This window comes from Microbispora sitophila, assembly GCF_014892245.1.
Lineage (GTDB): Bacteria > Actinomycetota > Actinomycetes > Streptosporangiales > Streptosporangiaceae > Microbispora > Microbispora siamensis.
This window is the reverse complement of sequence record NZ_JADBGC010000001.1, coordinates 521,864-536,376: the sequence shown is the minus strand read 5'-3', so window position 1 is coordinate 536,376 and position 14,513 is coordinate 521,864. Positions and strand designations below refer to the sequence as shown.

At 72.3% G+C, this 14,513-nt stretch carries 16 protein-coding genes; 3 read left to right on the top strand and 13 right to left on the bottom strand.

Going from position 1 to position 14,513, the window contains the following annotated elements:
- Positions 1-20: 20 nt before the first annotated feature.
- The 13 genes from IL992_RS02455 to IL992_RS02395 form a co-directional block, all read right to left on the bottom strand.
- The gene (locus tag IL992_RS02455) at positions 21-620 is read right to left on the bottom strand and encodes a hypothetical protein (protein WP_193201631.1); all 600 of its coding nucleotides are present in this window, start codon (positions 618-620) and stop codon (positions 21-23) included.
- Positions 621-782: 162 nt separating this feature from the next.
- Positions 783-968, bottom strand: a complete 186-nt coding sequence (locus IL992_RS02450) for a hypothetical protein (protein ID WP_193201630.1) — start codon at positions 966-968, stop codon at positions 783-785.
- Positions 969-1,018: 50 nt separating this feature from the next.
- Positions 1,019-1,390, bottom strand: a complete 372-nt coding sequence (locus IL992_RS02445) for a hypothetical protein (RefSeq protein WP_193201629.1) — start codon at positions 1,388-1,390, stop codon at positions 1,019-1,021.
- 455 nt (positions 1,391-1,845) lie between these two features.
- A complete protein-coding gene (locus IL992_RS02440) occupies positions 1,846-2,040 on the bottom strand; it encodes a hypothetical protein (protein ID WP_193201628.1) in 195 nt (64 codons plus the stop codon).
- 515 nt (positions 2,041-2,555) lie between these two features.
- Complete coding sequence (locus tag IL992_RS02435; RefSeq protein WP_193201627.1) at positions 2,556-3,515, bottom strand: UDP-glucuronic acid decarboxylase family protein; 960 nt, start codon at positions 3,513-3,515, stop codon at positions 2,556-2,558.
- Entirely contained in the window at positions 3,512-4,462 is a 951-nt protein-coding gene (locus IL992_RS02430) for a glycosyltransferase family 9 protein (RefSeq protein WP_193201626.1), read from the bottom strand. The genes IL992_RS02435 and IL992_RS02430 overlap by 4 nt, the downstream gene beginning before the upstream one ends.
- Entirely contained in the window at positions 4,453-5,133 is a 681-nt protein-coding gene (locus IL992_RS02425; RefSeq protein ID WP_193201625.1) for an SDR family oxidoreductase, read from the bottom strand. Before IL992_RS02425 ends, IL992_RS02430 begins: the two co-directional genes overlap by 10 nt.
- Before the next feature lie 32 nt (positions 5,134-5,165).
- A complete protein-coding gene (gene rfaE2, locus IL992_RS02420) occupies positions 5,166-6,548 on the bottom strand; it encodes a D-glycero-beta-D-manno-heptose 1-phosphate adenylyltransferase (RefSeq protein WP_193201624.1) in 1,383 nt (460 codons plus the stop codon).
- The gene (locus IL992_RS02415; RefSeq protein WP_030512289.1) at positions 6,545-7,096 is read right to left on the bottom strand and encodes a D-sedoheptulose-7-phosphate isomerase; all 552 of its coding nucleotides are present in this window, start codon (positions 7,094-7,096) and stop codon (positions 6,545-6,547) included. The genes rfaE2 and IL992_RS02415 overlap by 4 nt, the downstream gene beginning before the upstream one ends.
- A gap of 3 nt (positions 7,097-7,099) precedes the next feature.
- On the bottom strand, positions 7,100-8,293 hold the full coding sequence (locus IL992_RS02410) for a glycosyltransferase (RefSeq protein ID WP_193201623.1): 1,194 nt from the start codon (positions 8,291-8,293) through the stop codon (positions 7,100-7,102).
- Positions 8,290-9,330, bottom strand: coding sequence for a glycosyltransferase family 9 protein (locus IL992_RS02405; protein ID WP_193201622.1), 1,041 nt, complete (start codon positions 9,328-9,330; stop codon positions 8,290-8,292). The genes IL992_RS02410 and IL992_RS02405 overlap by 4 nt, the downstream gene beginning before the upstream one ends.
- Complete coding sequence (locus IL992_RS02400; RefSeq protein WP_226872077.1) at positions 9,327-10,349, bottom strand: glycosyltransferase family 2 protein; 1,023 nt, start codon at positions 10,347-10,349, stop codon at positions 9,327-9,329. Before IL992_RS02400 ends, IL992_RS02405 begins: the two co-directional genes overlap by 4 nt.
- Entirely contained in the window at positions 10,346-11,986 is a 1,641-nt protein-coding gene (locus IL992_RS02395) for a carbamoyltransferase family protein (protein ID WP_193201621.1), read from the bottom strand. The genes IL992_RS02400 and IL992_RS02395 overlap by 4 nt, the downstream gene beginning before the upstream one ends.
- Before the next feature lie 186 nt (positions 11,987-12,172).
- Between IL992_RS02395 and IL992_RS02390 the strand changes: the two genes are divergently transcribed.
- From IL992_RS02390 to IL992_RS45760, 3 genes are all read left to right on the top strand, one after another.
- Entirely contained in the window at positions 12,173-12,751 is a 579-nt protein-coding gene (locus tag IL992_RS02390) for a D-glycero-alpha-D-manno-heptose-1,7-bisphosphate 7-phosphatase (RefSeq protein WP_319018277.1), read from the top strand.
- Between the two features lie 64 nt (positions 12,752-12,815).
- Positions 12,816-13,769, top strand: a complete 954-nt coding sequence (locus tag IL992_RS02385) for a glycosyltransferase (protein ID WP_193201620.1) — start codon at positions 12,816-12,818, stop codon at positions 13,767-13,769.
- Between the two features lie 83 nt (positions 13,770-13,852).
- Complete coding sequence (locus IL992_RS45760; protein WP_226872073.1) at positions 13,853-14,413, top strand: ester cyclase; 561 nt, start codon at positions 13,853-13,855, stop codon at positions 14,411-14,413.
- Positions 14,414-14,513 lie beyond the last annotated feature (100 nt).

Genomic DNA, 14,513 nt, shown 5'->3' with positions numbered 1-14,513 from the left:
CGCGACCGTCATCATGTCCCTCATGACCCGTCGGGTATGCGGTAGAAGGTGCGGGTCGCCGTCCACCAACCCCGGTCGGTGAAGCGGCCCGTGATGCGACCCACCATGCTCGCCATGAAATGCATGTCCCGCTTGAGGTTCCTTGTCTCGCCAAGCTCCAGTCCAGGCGTGTACGGCAGGTACTCAGGGAGATCCATGTCGCCACCCTGGCTGTACGGCGGGGTGACGTCTCCGAGCTGTTCTCCGTCGTAGTAGAGGTTCAGGGGTTCGAGCTCGCCCAGTTCTCCCCGGCAGAAGATCTCAAAGACACGTCGCTTCCCAAGGTTCCGGATGGCGGGGTGGTACGGATGCAGGCCGAAGGCGAGGACGTGTGTCCAGCCGGGGGCGTGCGGGCCGATCCACACAGCGGCCCGCTCCCGTATGCGTCCGTACACTTCTATCGCGGTTTCGAGGTCGCACTCCAGGCAGGAGTCCGGATCCACCCGGAGCAGCCGGGACAGCTCTTCGGGATCATCGCCCTCGACCCAGAGGCCGTGAAATCCGTTCTGGAGACCGTGCCCGTGCTCGACCATCAGATCCCATTGGTTCTCCGCGGGGAGCGCCTGCTCGGGTTGCGTCATTCCATGTCCTCATATCCCGCGGCGGCCGGCGCGAGCGCACAGCAGAGCGGGACGAGGCAGAGTCCGCCGAGGTGGATCAAGTGACTCCCTCCGGGGCGCCAGGCCCGTGGGCACGGATGACTCGTGCTCGGTCGACGTCACGCGTGACACCCGGGAGCGTCATCATCTCTCCCACGACCTGTCGGGTATGCGATAGAAGGTGCGGGTCGCCGTCCACCAGTCCCGGTCGGCGAAGCGTCCTGTGATACGGCCCATCATGCAGAACATGAGGTGGATATCCCGCTCGTGGTCCCGTTTCGTGCCGAGCTCCAGCCCTGCCGCGTAGGGAAGATATTCTGGAATGTCCATCTCTCCACCCGCTTCGTCCGGCGGGGTGACGTCGCCGAGCTGTTCTCCGTCTAGTTGAGGTACAGCGGCTCAAGCCCTTCGCCCACTTCTCCCGCGAAGTACATCTCGAAAACCCGCCGCTTGCCCAGATTGCGAATCACCGGGTGGAAAGAGTACATGCCGAAGGCGAACATATGTGTCCAGCCGGGCGCGTGCGGGCCCATCCAGACAGCCTTGTCCGGCAAGCCCGCATAAATCGTGAACACGGTCTGCAGGTCGCACTCCAGGCGTGAGCCGGGATCCACCCCGAGCAGTTGCGCCAGTTCCTCCTGATCGTCGCTCTCCACCCAAAGGGAATGAAATTCGAACTCGAGCCAGTGCCCGTACTCCGCCAGCAGGCCCCACTGGTCCTCAGCGGGAAGCGCCTGCTCCCTGTTCATCATGCTCAGCGTCCTTACATCGGATGAGATGATGCGGGGCCGCCGTCGAGCGGCCCCGCGGCATGTCGTCGTCAGTCCACGATCTTCACCCAGAACGGGCTGTCACTGACCGTGGTGATTGTATTGACAGGGTCATAGGTGAGGAGCCGGTGATGGCCGTAGAACGCTTTGAGAAGCTTCCCGTGCAGCAGGTTATGGCTCTTCCGGACCCCCTGCAGGAATAGTTGATCTTGTCTTTCGCGGCCCCTTCTTGGGTGGAGGCGAATGGGTACTCGTCACACTGCACCTCTGTGTATCCGTACTGCACGTAGACATCCGAGGTGTAGTACTTGCAGTAATTCACGCCATAGTTGGCGGCGCCGGGCTTCCCCATCCCGCAAGGGCAGCCGGCCCTTGTTCTCCTTGTATTGGGTGATGGCGGGCATGATGGAACAGACTTCTCTGTCGTGTGCCGCCGGCTAGGGCGTGTTGACCAGGTGCTCGAGATACGGCGTCGAGCGCCAGCCCTCGATCGTCTTGAGCTGGGTCGGATCCCCCTGCTGGATCTGGCACCCTTGCGTGGCGAGGTCGAACACCAGCTCCTTTGTCGCCGCCCATTCGTCCTTCGGCAGCCTGGGCTTCGACGACTTGGCCGGCTCGCGGGCCACCTCCACCTCACGACCTTCGCCGGACGGCCCCGCGAATCCGACACCTACACGGTGAGCTCCGTGGCGCCGACAGCTCCCTCACCGCCGGACACCGCCAGTTTCGCGCGCCGATCCGCTGATCCACTCCGACCCCGGGGTCCAATACACCTCCTGGGCGTTCACGGAGCGGGCCAAGGCCTCGGGGCTGGCGCCGTCGAAGGGGTCGATCGGCGAGCTGGCATGACGGCCAACCCAGCCGACTCCACGGAACCCGAGGCACATCAGGGCCTCCGCGAAAGCCGGAGCGGTTCAACCCCCGTGGCAGAACCACGGGTCTCAGGCCGATATCACCGGCGTCCTGGCCGCACACCTCAGGCAACTGGCCGACAACGCCGAGGCCCTGACCCGGCAGAACGCGGAGGCGCCGGCCGTCGTCACCCTCGGCCTGATCGCGGCCGCCTGCGCTCATCAGTCCGAGGCCACCGCCAAAGACGCCTGTCGCCGCCCCCGGGTCCCGAGGCGGCGGGTCAGGAGGCGGCGGGTCAGGAGGCGACCGAGTAGGAGGTGAGCTCCTTCTCGAACCAGTCGATGGTGCGGCGCAGGCCGGTGACGGGGTCGACGCGCGGACGCCAGCCGAGCCGCTCCTCGGCGAGCGAGGTGTCGGGACGGCGGACGGCGGGGTCGTCCACCGGCCGCTCGACGAACCGGATCGGGGAGGACGAGGCCGCCAGGTCGCGGATCGTCTCCGCCAGCTCCGCCATCGACATCTCTGCCGGGTTGCCGATGTTCACCGGCCCGGCGAAGTCGCTCTCGGCCAGCGCGAGCACGCCGTCGATCGTGTCGTCCACGTAGCAGATCGACCGCGTCTGGCTGCCGTCGCCGGTCACGGTGATCGGCTCGCCGAGCAGCGCCTGACGGATGAACGTGGGGATCGCCCGGCCGTCGTGGGGCCGCATCCGCGGGCCGTACGTGTTGAAGATCCGCACGATCGCGGTGTCGGCCCCCCGCGAGTTGCGGTAGGCCGTGGTCAGCGACTCGGCGAATCGCTTGGCCTCGTCGTACACACTGCGTGGTCCGACCGGGTTGACGTTGCCCCAGTACGTCTCCTTCTGCGGATGTTCCAGCGGGTCGCCGTACACCTCACTAGTGGAGGCGAGGACGAACCGCGCGCCCTTCTCGGTGGCGAGCCCGAGGGCGTGCAGCGTCCCCATGCTGCCGACCTTCAGTGTCTCGATCGGATGACGCAGGTAGTCGGCGGGGGACGCGGCCGAGGCGAAGTGCAGCACCAGGTCGACCTGGCCCGGCACGTGGACGAACCCGGTGAGGTCGCATTCCACGAGCCGGAACGCCGGCCGCCCGATCAGGTGCTCCACGTTGCGCGGCGACCCGGTGAGGAAGTTGTCCAGGCAGACGACCGCCGCACCGCGCTCCACCAACCGCTCGCACAGGTAGGAGCCGAGGAACCCGGCTCCCCCGGTGACCACGACACGGGACCCCTTCACCGCACTCCCACTCCTCGCAACCTCCTGACCGCGTCGAGCACCTCGGGCACTCCGATCTCCAGCAGTCCCTCCGACGGCCGGTCGCCGTGCGGATCGCCTGTGCGCCCGGCCCACAGCGCGATGTGCGGGCGGCCCGGCGGCGGCCCCCACAGCGCGGGCGGCACCGGGCCGTACAGGATGACCGAGGGCGTGCCGACGGCGGTGGCCAGGTGCGACATGCCCGTGTCGCCGCAGACGACGAGCGCCGCGTGCGCCGTCAGCGCGGCGAGCTCGGGCAGGTTCGTACGGCCGGCCAGCACGGACTCCTCCGGCAGGCCGGCGAGCGCGGCGACGTGCCGGGCGAGCGCGATCTCGGTCACGCCGCCGGTGACGACGACCCGGTGGCCCTGCCCGGCCAGTTCGGCCGCCACCTGGGCGAAGCGGTCCGGCGGCCATTGCCGCGCCCGGAACGCCGCCCCCGGATGAATGATCACCTCGCCGCCGGCGAGCGGGCTCGGCCCCGGGTCGCCCAGCGCGAGGTCCTCCGGGTCGGCCGGGATGCCGTACCACTCCAGCAGCGAGCACCATCGCCGCCTCTCGTGCGTCTCCGGCTCCCAGGCCGGCCCGTCCGGGCCCGGCACCAGGTGATGGGCGTGCGTGAGCAGGCGGCCCGGCCGGGTGCGGCGCAGCGCCTGGATGCTCTCCGGGCCGCTGCCGTGCAGGTTGACCGCGACGTCCGGCGACTCCTCGTACGGCACCGGCCCCGGGCCTGACACGTCGAGCAGCTCGTCGACGCCGCCGATCAGCGGCAGCAGCCCGCCGAGGTAGGCCGGGGTGGCCAGCACGAAATGGTGCTCCGGGTGCGCCCGCCGCAGCGCCCGCAACGCGGGCACCGACGTCAGCAGGTCGCCGAGCCCGAGCCCGCGCAGGGCGAGCAGCACCGGTCTTTGCGGATCTTCTACGGCCATGACGTCTCCGTGGAGGCGCACACGACCAGTTCCCTGACCTCGCAGCCCTGCGGCTGGCCGAGCGCGAACAGGATCGCCGAGGCGACGTCCTCCGGCTGGTTCAGCCGGGCGTCGGGGCCGGGCTTGTACTGGTCGGGACGGTCGTTGAAGAAGTTCGTCTGCATGCCACCGGGGATCAGCAGGGTCACCCCCACCTGCCCCGCCAGTTCGGCCGCCAGGGCCCGGGTGAAGCCCACGACGCCGAACTTCGAGGCGCAGTAGGCCGTCGCGTCGCTGAGCGCCCGCACCCCGAGCGTGGAGGCGACGGTGACGACCTTGCCTCCCGACTGGCGCAGGTAGGGCAGGGCCGCCCGGACCACCGCGGCGGTCCCGAGCAGGTTGACCCCGATCACCCGTTCCCACTGCTCGGCGGCCACGTCCTCCATCCGGCCGCAGGCGTCGACGCCCGCCGCCGTCACGACGCCGTCGAGCCCGCCCGCCCGGTCGGCGAGCTCGCGCACGGCCCGCTCGGCCTGCTCACGGTCGGCCAGGTCTGCCCGCACGTGGTCGAACCCGCCGTCCGGCTCGTTGACGTCGACGACCAGCGGCCGTCCACCGGCCTTGGCGACCGCCATGGCGGTGGCCCGGCCCAGGCCGGACGCGCCACCGGTGATCAATACGTTTCCCACCATTGAGGTCAATCCCTTTCAGTAGGCGGCCGAAGTCACGAAGCGGCTCGGGCGGCGGCGATCAGGCCGGTGGTGGAGTAGCCGGGCACCGTCGGCAGGATGACGACCTCCCCGCCGGCCCGGCGTACGGCCTCGGCCTCCGGCATCGACCGCTCGTCGTAGTCGCCGCCCTTCACCCACACGTCCGGGCACAGGCGCTCGATGACCTGCGACGGCGTGTCCTCGTCGAACACCGTCACCGCGTCCACGCAACCGAGCGCGCGCAGCACCTCGACCCGGTCGCGCTCGCTCACCAGCGGTCTGCTCGGTCCCTTGAGGCGGCGGATCGAGTCGTCGGAGTTCACGCAGACCACCAGGGCGTCGCCTAACGCCCGGGCCCGCCGCAGCAGGCTCACATGCCCGGCGTGTAGCAGGTCGAAACACCCGCCGGTCGCGATCAGGCGACCTCCTGCGGCGCGTACGGCGGCGGCCACCTCGAAGGCGGACGCGCCGGGCGCGAACGGCACCGGCGACTCGGCGGCGGGGCGCGGCAGGCGCAGCGCGGCGGCCCCGCCCTCCTCCACGAACCTGGTGGCCTCGCCGACCGCGCGGGCGACGGCGTCCTCGGTGGACGCGCCGTCCGCCAGGGCGAGCGCCGCCGCCGCGGCGAACCGGTCACCCGCGCCGCAGGCGTCCGTTCCCGCCGCCACGTGCGGGACGGGGACCGGCCCGAACCTGCCGCCACGGCGGGCCAGCATCGCGCCGCGCTCGCCCAGCGTGATCGCGACGGCCTCGGCGTCGAGGTCGCGCACCAGCCTGCGGGCGGTGCGCTCCGGCGAGACGTACGGCTCCTCGCACATGCCACGGGCCTCGGCCTCGCTGGGCGTGACCAGCGCGCATCCCGGCACGGGCAGCGACCCCCGGGGATGGGGGTCCCAGACCAGCGGCACGTCGAGCCCGCGCAGCGGCTCACGCAGCAGGTCGGCCACGCCGCGCCCATAGTCGGCGACCAGGACCGCGCTCGCCGCGGCGAGGGCGTCGGCCGCGCGGGCGAACGCCGAGGCGGAGGCGACCTGGCCGGGCCGACCCATGGCCCGCCCGTCGCCGGTGTCGATCCTGACCAGCGTCTGCCCGCGGGCGCGGACCCGCGTCTTGCGCACGGTCGTGCCGCGCAGCGGCAGCCGCACGATCTCGACAGAAGGCGACAGCAGGCCCTCCAGACAGCGGCCGGAGGGGTCGTCGCCCATGGCGGTGATCAGGACGACCCGCGTGCCGTCGCGGGCGGCCAGCAGCGCCGCGAGCCCCGCGCCGCCCGGCCGGTGGTGCTCCGCCTGCCCCTCCACGACGGGAACGGGGGCGTCGGGGGCCAGCCGGTCGGCGGTGCCCTCGACGTCGACGTCGAGCAGGGAGTCTCCGACGATGACAAGCGGTCCGCTCACGCGACCGCCTTCTCGATCACGTCACAGAGCATGTGGATCACCGTGAGATGCACCTCCTGGATGGTCGCGGTGTCGTCCGCGGGCACGGTCAGGGCCTCGTCGCACAGCTCGGCGAGTGGGTTCGGCCCCGGGCCGGTCAGTGCCCAGGTCGTCAGGCCGCACTCGCGGCCGGCCTCGGCCGCCTCGGTCACGTTGCGGCTCGTCCCGCTGGTCGACAGGCACATCAGCACGTCGCCGGGGCGGCCGTGCGCCCGCACCTGCCGCGCGTACAGCTCGGCCATGCCGAAGTCGTTGCCGATGGCGGTCAGGGACGAGGTGTCGCCGTGCAGCGGGATCGCGGCGTACGGCCGCCGGTCGGCGCGGTAGCGCCCGACCAGTTCGGCGGTGAGGTGCTGCGCCTCGGCGGCGGAACCGCCGTTGCCGCAGGCGAGCAGCCGCCCGCCGCCGCTCAGCACGGCCGCGAGCTTGTAGCCCCAGGCGTGGATCTTGGGCGTCTCCGGGTCCACCGCCGTCAGCGCGGTGCTCAGCCGGGCCAGATGAGGATGCATCGCTCAGCCTCCCGCGGCGGCGAGGGTGCCCAGGCACCCGCCGGCCAGGTTTCGGTACACGGACTCGGTCTGCTCGGCGATCCTGGGCCAGCCGTAGCGGGCACGGGCCCGCCGGGCCCCGGCGGCCGACAGCGCCGCCCGCAGGCCGGGCCGGGCCAGCAGGTCGCCGAGCTCGCGGGACAGCGCACGCGGCCGCCGGGGCGGCACGAGCACGCCGCATCCCGCGACGGTGTCGAGGTGGCCGCCGACCGCCGAGGCGACCACCGGCACCCCGCAGGCCAGGGCCTCCAGGGGCACCATTCCGAACGGCTCATACCACGGCACGGTCACCAGGACGTCCGCGGAGCGCATGAGGGCCGGCACCTCGGCCCGGCTCACGCTGCCGATCAGCCGGACCCGGTCGCCGAGGCCGAGGCCGTCGGCGAGCGTGCGCAGCCGCGTGCTCTCCTCGTCGCCCGGGTCGCCGCCCGCGATGACGAGTTCGGCGCCGGGCACCTGCCGCATGGCGCGGACGACGGTGTCCACTCCCTTGCGCGGCACCATGCGCCCGATGCTCAGCACCCGGGGCCGGTCGCCGCGCGGGGCGGACGGGCCGTCCGGGCGGAACAGGCCGAGGTCGACGCCGCACGGCACGACCGTGATCCGGTCGCGCGGCACGCCCATCGCGACGAGTTCCCCCACCTCGTCGGAGCAGGTCGCGATGACCGCGACCGCCCGGCGGCCGATGTCGCGCTCGATCGCGATCCGGCCCGGCGGGCTGGTGTCGGCCTCGCCCTGCCAGCGCCGCTTCACGGTGCCGAGCGCGTGGTAGGTCTGCACGACCGGGATGTGAAGAGGCTCCGCGGCCGTCAGCGTGGCCAGCCCGCTCATCCAGAAGTGCGCGTGCGCCACGTCGGGCGGCTCGGCCTTCCATCCGCGGGCCAGGTGTGCCCCGAACTCCGGCATGTGCGGCAGCAGTTCGTCCTTGGGCAGCGGCTCCGCAGGCCCGGCCGGCACGTGCTCGACGGTGACGCCGGGCGCCATGGGCACGACGTCCGGCTGGTCGGGGGAGGTTCGCCGCGTGTGGACGACGACCTCGTTGCCCCGTTCCGCCAGGGCCAGGGCCAGCGCCGCGACGTGCACGTTCTGCCCGCCGGCGTCCACACCGCCGAGGGTCGCCAGCGGGCTGGCGTGCTCCGACACCAGGGCGATCCTCATGGCACCCTCTCCTTCACGGCCTCGTCGACCGCGGCGAGGCGGCGCACCGCGTCGACCACCTGCTCCCCGCCGACCGAGGTCAGGCACGGATGGCCGGGCACGGGGCAGATCCGCGCCCTGCTCCCCCGGCAGGGGGCGCCCTGGTCGCCGAGGACCACCGTGGGCACGCCGTACGGCGCCCAGCGAGCGGCGGGCACGACCGGCGCGAACAGGCTGACCACGGGCGTGCCGACGGCCGCCGCGAGGTGGGCGGGGCCGGTGTTGGCGGCGACCACCGCCGACGCCCCGGCCAGCACGGCGGCCAGCTCGGCGAACGTGGTCGCCCCGCCCAGATCGAGCGCGGGACCGGAGACGATCGCCGTCAGCGCCCGCTCGCCCGGGCTGCCGGTGACGACGACCCGCTCGCCCGCGGCCAGCAGCGCCTCGACCGCCTCCGCCCAGCGCTCCGCGGGCCAGGCCCTGGCCGGCGCGGTCGTGCCGGGGTGCACCACCACGTAGCCGGGCGGACCGGTGAGGTGCTCCACGTCCGGCAGCGGACCGCGCACGGCGAGCCGCCCGTCGTCGCCCGGCGGGAGGTCGAAGCCGGCGGCGCGGGCGAGGCCGAGCATCCGCTCCGGTTCGGGGACGTCCACGCTCTCGTCCACGACGTGACGCACGTCGAGCAGGGAGCCGGGGTAGTCCTCGCTGATCGCGGCGATCCTCGGCACTCCTGCCAGCCGCAGCAGCAGGGCCGTCGGCAGCGCCGACTGGTGGAAGGATGTGAAGACGACGGCCACGTCCGGGCCGACGGCGCGGACCTGCTCCACCAGGCGGGCCGCGTGCTCGGAGGTCATCGGCATCCGGTCGGGGTCGATCCACGGGGCGCGCCACTCCAGGACGCGGTCGACGCCGGGCAGGAGTTCGGCCGCGGCCCTGCCGTACGGGCCGGCGAGCATCACGACCTCCCGCGCCCCGGCGGCGACGGCGCGCACGGCGGGCCCCGCGAGCAGCACGTCGCCCGCGTTGTCGGGCCGCACCACCAGAGCGGTCCCGATCACGAGCGCCTCCCCGCCTTGCCCGTCCTTACCTTCACCTCGCCTCTGATCCGGTGCGCGCAGGCCACCGGAGGGATGACCACGCTGGTCACTGCCATGCGCGCCATCTCCTCCGGCGTACGCGGGCCAGGGGCGATGCGCGCCCAGGCGAACTCGGCGGTGAGGCCGAGCCAGGCCAGTCCCGCGGCGGCGGCCAGTCGCCTCCGGCGACCCTCGGTGGCGGCGAGCGTGAGCGCGAGCAGGCCCATGCCGGTGGTGAGTGCGTGCCGCTTGAGCCTGCCCGGATGACCGCCGATGGCCGCCCGCCAGTCGCGGCCGTGCAGGTGACGCATGAGCGCGTCGGACGCGTTGCCGCGCTGGAAGCGCACGCTGGACCAGAAGCCGTCGTCGCGCACCGGGTGGCGGGTCAGGCGCTCGCCCTTCACCAGGGCGAACCCGGCCCGCTCGACCCGCAGCGCGAGGTCGGCGTCCTCGCGGTAGGCACCGGGAAAGCGCTCGTCGAACCCGCCGGCCGCCTCCAGGGCGGTCCTGCGGTAGGCCATGTCGGCGGTGATCCAGTCGGCGCCGGCCAGCCCGGCGGTGTTGCGCTCGGCGTCGGTCGGGCGGCGGCCCGCCGGCAGCGGCACCTGCAGCCGTCCCTGGCTCCCGCCGACGTCCTCGGGCAGGTGGACGAGGTCCTCCGTCAGCACGCGGACCCAGTCCGGGCCCGGCACCACATCGTCGTCGAGGAACACCACCCACGGCGTCGTCGCGGCCCGCCATCCGGCGTTGCGCGCGGCGGCCGGGCCACGCCCGCCCGACCTGAGCACGCGTACGTGACCGGGCACCGGCAGCGGCTCCGGGCTCTCCCCCGGCCGGTCGTCCACCACGAGGATCTCGGGACCTGAGCCGACCGCGGCGAGCGTGGCGGCCAGGCTCGGCCGCCCGATCGTCGGGATCACCACCGTGACCGCCGGCCCCGTTTCTTGGTGCGGCTCCCCGGTGGGAGCCGGGTTCGTCTCCCGGATCATTTCAGTCGTCATCCGGCGAACACCGCCCCCCTGCGCACGACGTACGGACCGAGGACGAGCACGTCCACCGGGGCCGAGCCGAAGCACTCCAGCGCGTCGCGGGGGTCGTCCACCATCGGGCGGCCGGCCGTGTTGAGGCTCGTGTTGACCACCACCGGCAGCCCGGTGCGCGCCTCGAACTCCTCGAGCAGCCGGGCCAGCAGCGGGTCGCGTCCGCGCTCGACGGTCTGGATCCGGGCGGTGCCGTCGACGTGCACCACCGCGGGGATGCGGTCGCGCCACTCCGGCCGCACGTCGTGGACGAACAGCATGTACGGGCTCGACATCGGGCCCCTGCCGAAGATCACGGGGGCGCGTTCCGCCAGCACCATCGGGGCGATGGGGCGGAACTGCTCGCGGCCCTTCACGTCGTTGAGCCGCTCGGTGTTGCGGGGGTTGCCGGGGTGGGCGAGCAGAGAGCGGCGGCCGAGCGCCCGGGGGCCGTACTCGGCGCGTCCCTGGAACCAGGCGATCACGCGGTCGGCCGCGAGTTCGGCGGCGACGGTCGCGACGAGGTCGGCAGGGCGCTCGTACGGCACGCGCGCCACGTCGAGCCACGCGCCCAGCTCCTCGTCGGTCCAGCCCCGCCCGAGGTCGGCGCCGGGCATCGGCGTGACGGGGTCGCCGTTGGCCTGGGCGAGGTGCAGCGCTCCCCCGAGCGCGGTGCCGGAGTCGCCCGCCGCGGGCTGCACCCACACCTCCTCGAACGGGCCCTCGGCGAACAGGCGGGTGTTGGCCACGCAGTTGAGCGCCACTCCTCCGGCCATCGTGAGGTAGCGGGCCCCGGTGCGCTCGTGCAGCCACGTGGCGAGGTCGAGCAGCACCTCCTCCAGGCGGGCCTGCACGCTCGCGGCGAGGTCGGCGTGGTCGGCCGTCCACTTCTCGCCCTTGCCGAGCGCCTTGGCGTAGACGCTCCAGTCGATCGGCTCGACGCGGAAACCGCCGTCGCCCGTGGCGTAGATGAGCTCGCGCATCTCGCACAGGAAGCGCGGCTCGCCGTAGGAGGCGAGGGCCATCACCTTGTACTCGTCGCTCGACCGGAGGAAGCCGAGGTGCTGGGTGAGGTCCTCGTACATCAGCCCGAGGGAGTGCGGCAGCGCCTGGCTCGCCAGGACGGCCAGCTCGCCGTCACGGTAGTGCCCGGCGAGGTGCGAGACTGCCTCGCCGCGGCCGTCGCAGACCAGGACCGCCGACTCTCGGTAGGGCGCGGCCAGCCCGGCCGACGCGGCGTGCGCGATGTGGTGGGGGACGAACCGCACCTGGGCGGCGTCGAGCCCGGGCAGCGCGGTGGCCAGGAAGTTGGGGGCGCGGCGCGCGTAGGTGGTGCGCAGGTCCTCCCAGCGCTCGTCCTGCCCTGGCCCTCCGGGCACCACGAGCTCGGGGTCGTAGGAGTAGGCGACGCCGTCGAGGTCCTCGGGCCGCAGCCCGGCCTGTTCGAGGCACCACGCGGCGGCCAGTTCGGGCAGCTCCCAGGCGGAGAACGGCACCGGGCGCTTGCCGTGCTTGCGACGGCTGAAGCGCTCTTCTTCTGCTGCGGCGACCACCTCACCATCCACGACCAGCGCGGCGGCTGGATCATGAAAAATCGCGTTTATCCCCAAGAACCGCATCGGTTTCCCTCCGTTGCGCAGTGGAGGTCTGGTTACCGAGAGAAGCGCTTCTAAACACTCCTTTGTAGAGAAGTCGACGTGAGTGGGGGATGCACTCAATAACTGCTACTCTGCGTAACTACGGGCAGGTGTTTGCCGATCTGTCCCCCGGGTAGCCGGGCGGGCGATTCGTGCAGGAGGTCGCTCGTGCCACAGTCCGTCCGTCCACCCGCCGCGGTGCTTTTCGACCGTGACGGAACGCTCATTCACGACGTCCCCTACAACAGTGAGCCTGAGCGGGTGGAGCCCGTCGCCGGGGCCCGGGAGGCGCTCGACCGGCTGCGCGCGCAGGGCATCCCGGTCGGGATCGTGACCAACCAGTCCGGGGTCGCCAGGGGCCTGATCGCCCCGGAGGCCCTGCGCGCCGTGAACGACCGGGTGGACGCCCTGCTCGGCCCGTTCGACGTGTGGGAGATCTGCCCGCACGACGACGGCGACCGCTGCGACTGCCGCAAGCCCGCGCCCGGCCTCGTGCTGCGCGCGGCCCGGCGGCTCGGCGTGCGTGCGGAGGACTGCGTGGTGATCGGCGACATCGGCCGGGACGTGGAGGCGGCCCGCGCCGCCGGCGCCCGAGGCATCCTCGTGCCGACCCCGGTGACGCTGCCGGAGGAGGTGGCGGCCGCCCCCGAGGTGGCGCCCGACCTCGCCGCGGCGCTCGATCTGATGCTCGGGGGAATTCAGCTCACAGCTGAGGATGAAGAGGGCATGACCAGGGCAGGGGGGTGAGGCGCCCGCGGGCGGAGGGCACGGTGTTCCGAGGTCGGCAGAACGACGGACGGGGAGCGATGCGATGAAGATCATGGTCTGGCACGTCCACGGTTCGTGGACCACCTCTTTCGTGCACGGGCGACACGACTATCTCGTGCCGCTCACCCCCGACCGCGGTCCCGACGGGCGGGGCCGTGCCGACACCTATCCCTGGCCCGACGCCGTGCGCGAGGTCCCGTACGACCGGCTGGCCGGGGAGGACGTCGACCTGGTCGTCTACCAGAGGCCGCACGAGCTCGACCTGGCCCGCGAATGGCTGGGGCGCGACGTGCCGGGCGTCTATGTCGAGCACAACACGCCCGCGGGGGACGTGCCCAAGACCCGTCATCCGCTGGCCGACCGCGACGACATCCCGATCGTCCACGTCACCCACTTCAACGACCTGTTCTGGGACTCCGGCCGCGCCCCCACCCACGTGATCGAGCACGGCGTCGTCGACCCCGGCTACCTCTACACAGGCGAGCTCGCCCGGGCCGGCGTGGTCGTCAACGAGCCGATCAGGCGCTGGCGGGTGGCGGGCACCGATCTGCTGCCCACGTTCGCCGCGACGGCCCCGCTCGACGTGTTCGGCATGAAGGTGACGAACCTGCCGTCCAAGCTCGGCCTGGCCGGGGAGATGGAGGTGTTCGAGGATCTGCCGCAGGCCGCCATGCACGCCGAGCTGGCCCGGCGCCGGGTCTACCTGCACCCCTACCGCTGGACTTCGCTCGGCCTGTCGCTGATCGAGGCCATGATGATCGGCATGCCGGTCGTCGCGCTCGCCACCACCGAGGCCGTGGAGGCGGTGCCGCCGGAGGCCGGGGTCGTCTCCACCAAGCTGCCCACGCTGCTGCGCGCGCTCGACCGGTACGCCAACGAGCCCGAACTCGCCGTACAGGCGGGCAAGGCGGCTCGCTCTGCCGCGCTGGCCCGCTACAACCTCGACCGCTTCCTCGCCGACTGGGACAAGCTGCTCGACTCGATCGTCCCGAGATGACGTCCTTGGGCAAGGCCTTACCCCTCGGTGAGACCGGCCGGTCTCACTACCGGAGTACGCTTCCGTGAGGGCGAGGGGGAGCCATGCCCGATCCTCGGGAGATCCATGACGCTTTCGCGGAGGCGCTCTGCACACACGACAAGCGGCGCCTTCTGGACTGCTTCCACCCGGACGCCGTTCTCGTGACCCCTGTCGGCCTGGTCGAGGGGCACGAACAGATCGAGTGGTATTTCGGTCAGTTCTTCTCCACCGTGCCCGACCTGACGAGCAGGGTCACCACGACGCTGGTCCACGATGACACCGTCGCCGTCGAATGGGTCACGTCGGGAACCCAGGCGGGGGAAATGCTGCTCCCGGACGGCACCGTGATCCCCGGCACCGGCCGCCCCGTCTCTTGGAGGGGATGTGGAATGTGGTCGGTGGAGGACGGCAGGTTCGTCACCGGGCGCATCTACTACGACCAGTTGAGCGCTTACATCTCGCTGGGCTGCCGGCTCGTACAGAACAAGCCCGGCACCGCGGCCGGCGCCCCTGATCGGGAGGCCCGACCCGTGCCCGCCGCCCATCCGCGCGACCAGGAGACCCGGGCCGAGCCGCGCTCCGGCTCCATCCGCCGGCTTCTCCGCAGGATCTTCGGCATGTGACCGTCCCTGCCACACGTCCCCGCCTGCACGCGGCGCCCACCGGCGTCGGCGGGCACATCGCCAGGCGGGCGTCCCCATGAAGATCCGCAGGAGCGCGGCA

Excerpts from the sequence above, each read along its gene's own strand:
- IL992_RS02455 (WP_193201631.1), bottom strand. The coding sequence starts at position 620 with ATGACGCAACCCGAGCAGGCGCTCCCCGCGGAGAACCAATGGGATCTG.
- IL992_RS02450 (WP_193201630.1), bottom strand. The coding sequence starts at position 968 with ATGGACATTCCAGAATATCTTCCCTACGCGGCAGGGCTGGAGCTCGGC.
- IL992_RS02445 (WP_193201629.1), bottom strand. The coding sequence starts at position 1,390 with ATGATGAACAGGGAGCAGGCGCTTCCCGCTGAGGACCAGTGGGGCCTG.
- IL992_RS02430 (WP_193201626.1), bottom strand. The coding sequence starts at position 4,462 with ATGGCCGTAGAAGATCCGCAAAGACCGGTGCTGCTCGCCCTGCGCGGG.
- IL992_RS02425 (WP_193201625.1), bottom strand. The coding sequence starts at position 5,133 with ATGGTGGGAAACGTATTGATCACCGGTGGCGCGTCCGGCCTGGGCCGG.
- IL992_RS02415 (WP_030512289.1), bottom strand. The coding sequence starts at position 7,096 with ATGCATCCTCATCTGGCCCGGCTGAGCACCGCGCTGACGGCGGTGGAC.
- IL992_RS02410 (WP_193201623.1), bottom strand. The coding sequence starts at position 8,293 with ATGAGGATCGCCCTGGTGTCGGAGCACGCCAGCCCGCTGGCGACCCTC.
- IL992_RS02400 (WP_226872077.1), bottom strand. The coding sequence starts at position 10,349 with ATGACGACTGAAATGATCCGGGAGACGAACCCGGCTCCCACCGGGGAG.
- IL992_RS02395 (WP_193201621.1), bottom strand. The coding sequence starts at position 11,986 with ATGCGGTTCTTGGGGATAAACGCGATTTTTCATGATCCAGCCGCCGCG.
- IL992_RS02385 (WP_193201620.1), top strand. The coding sequence starts at position 12,816 with ATGAAGATCATGGTCTGGCACGTCCACGGTTCGTGGACCACCTCTTTC.
- IL992_RS45760 (WP_226872073.1), top strand. The coding sequence starts at position 13,853 with ATGCCCGATCCTCGGGAGATCCATGACGCTTTCGCGGAGGCGCTCTGC.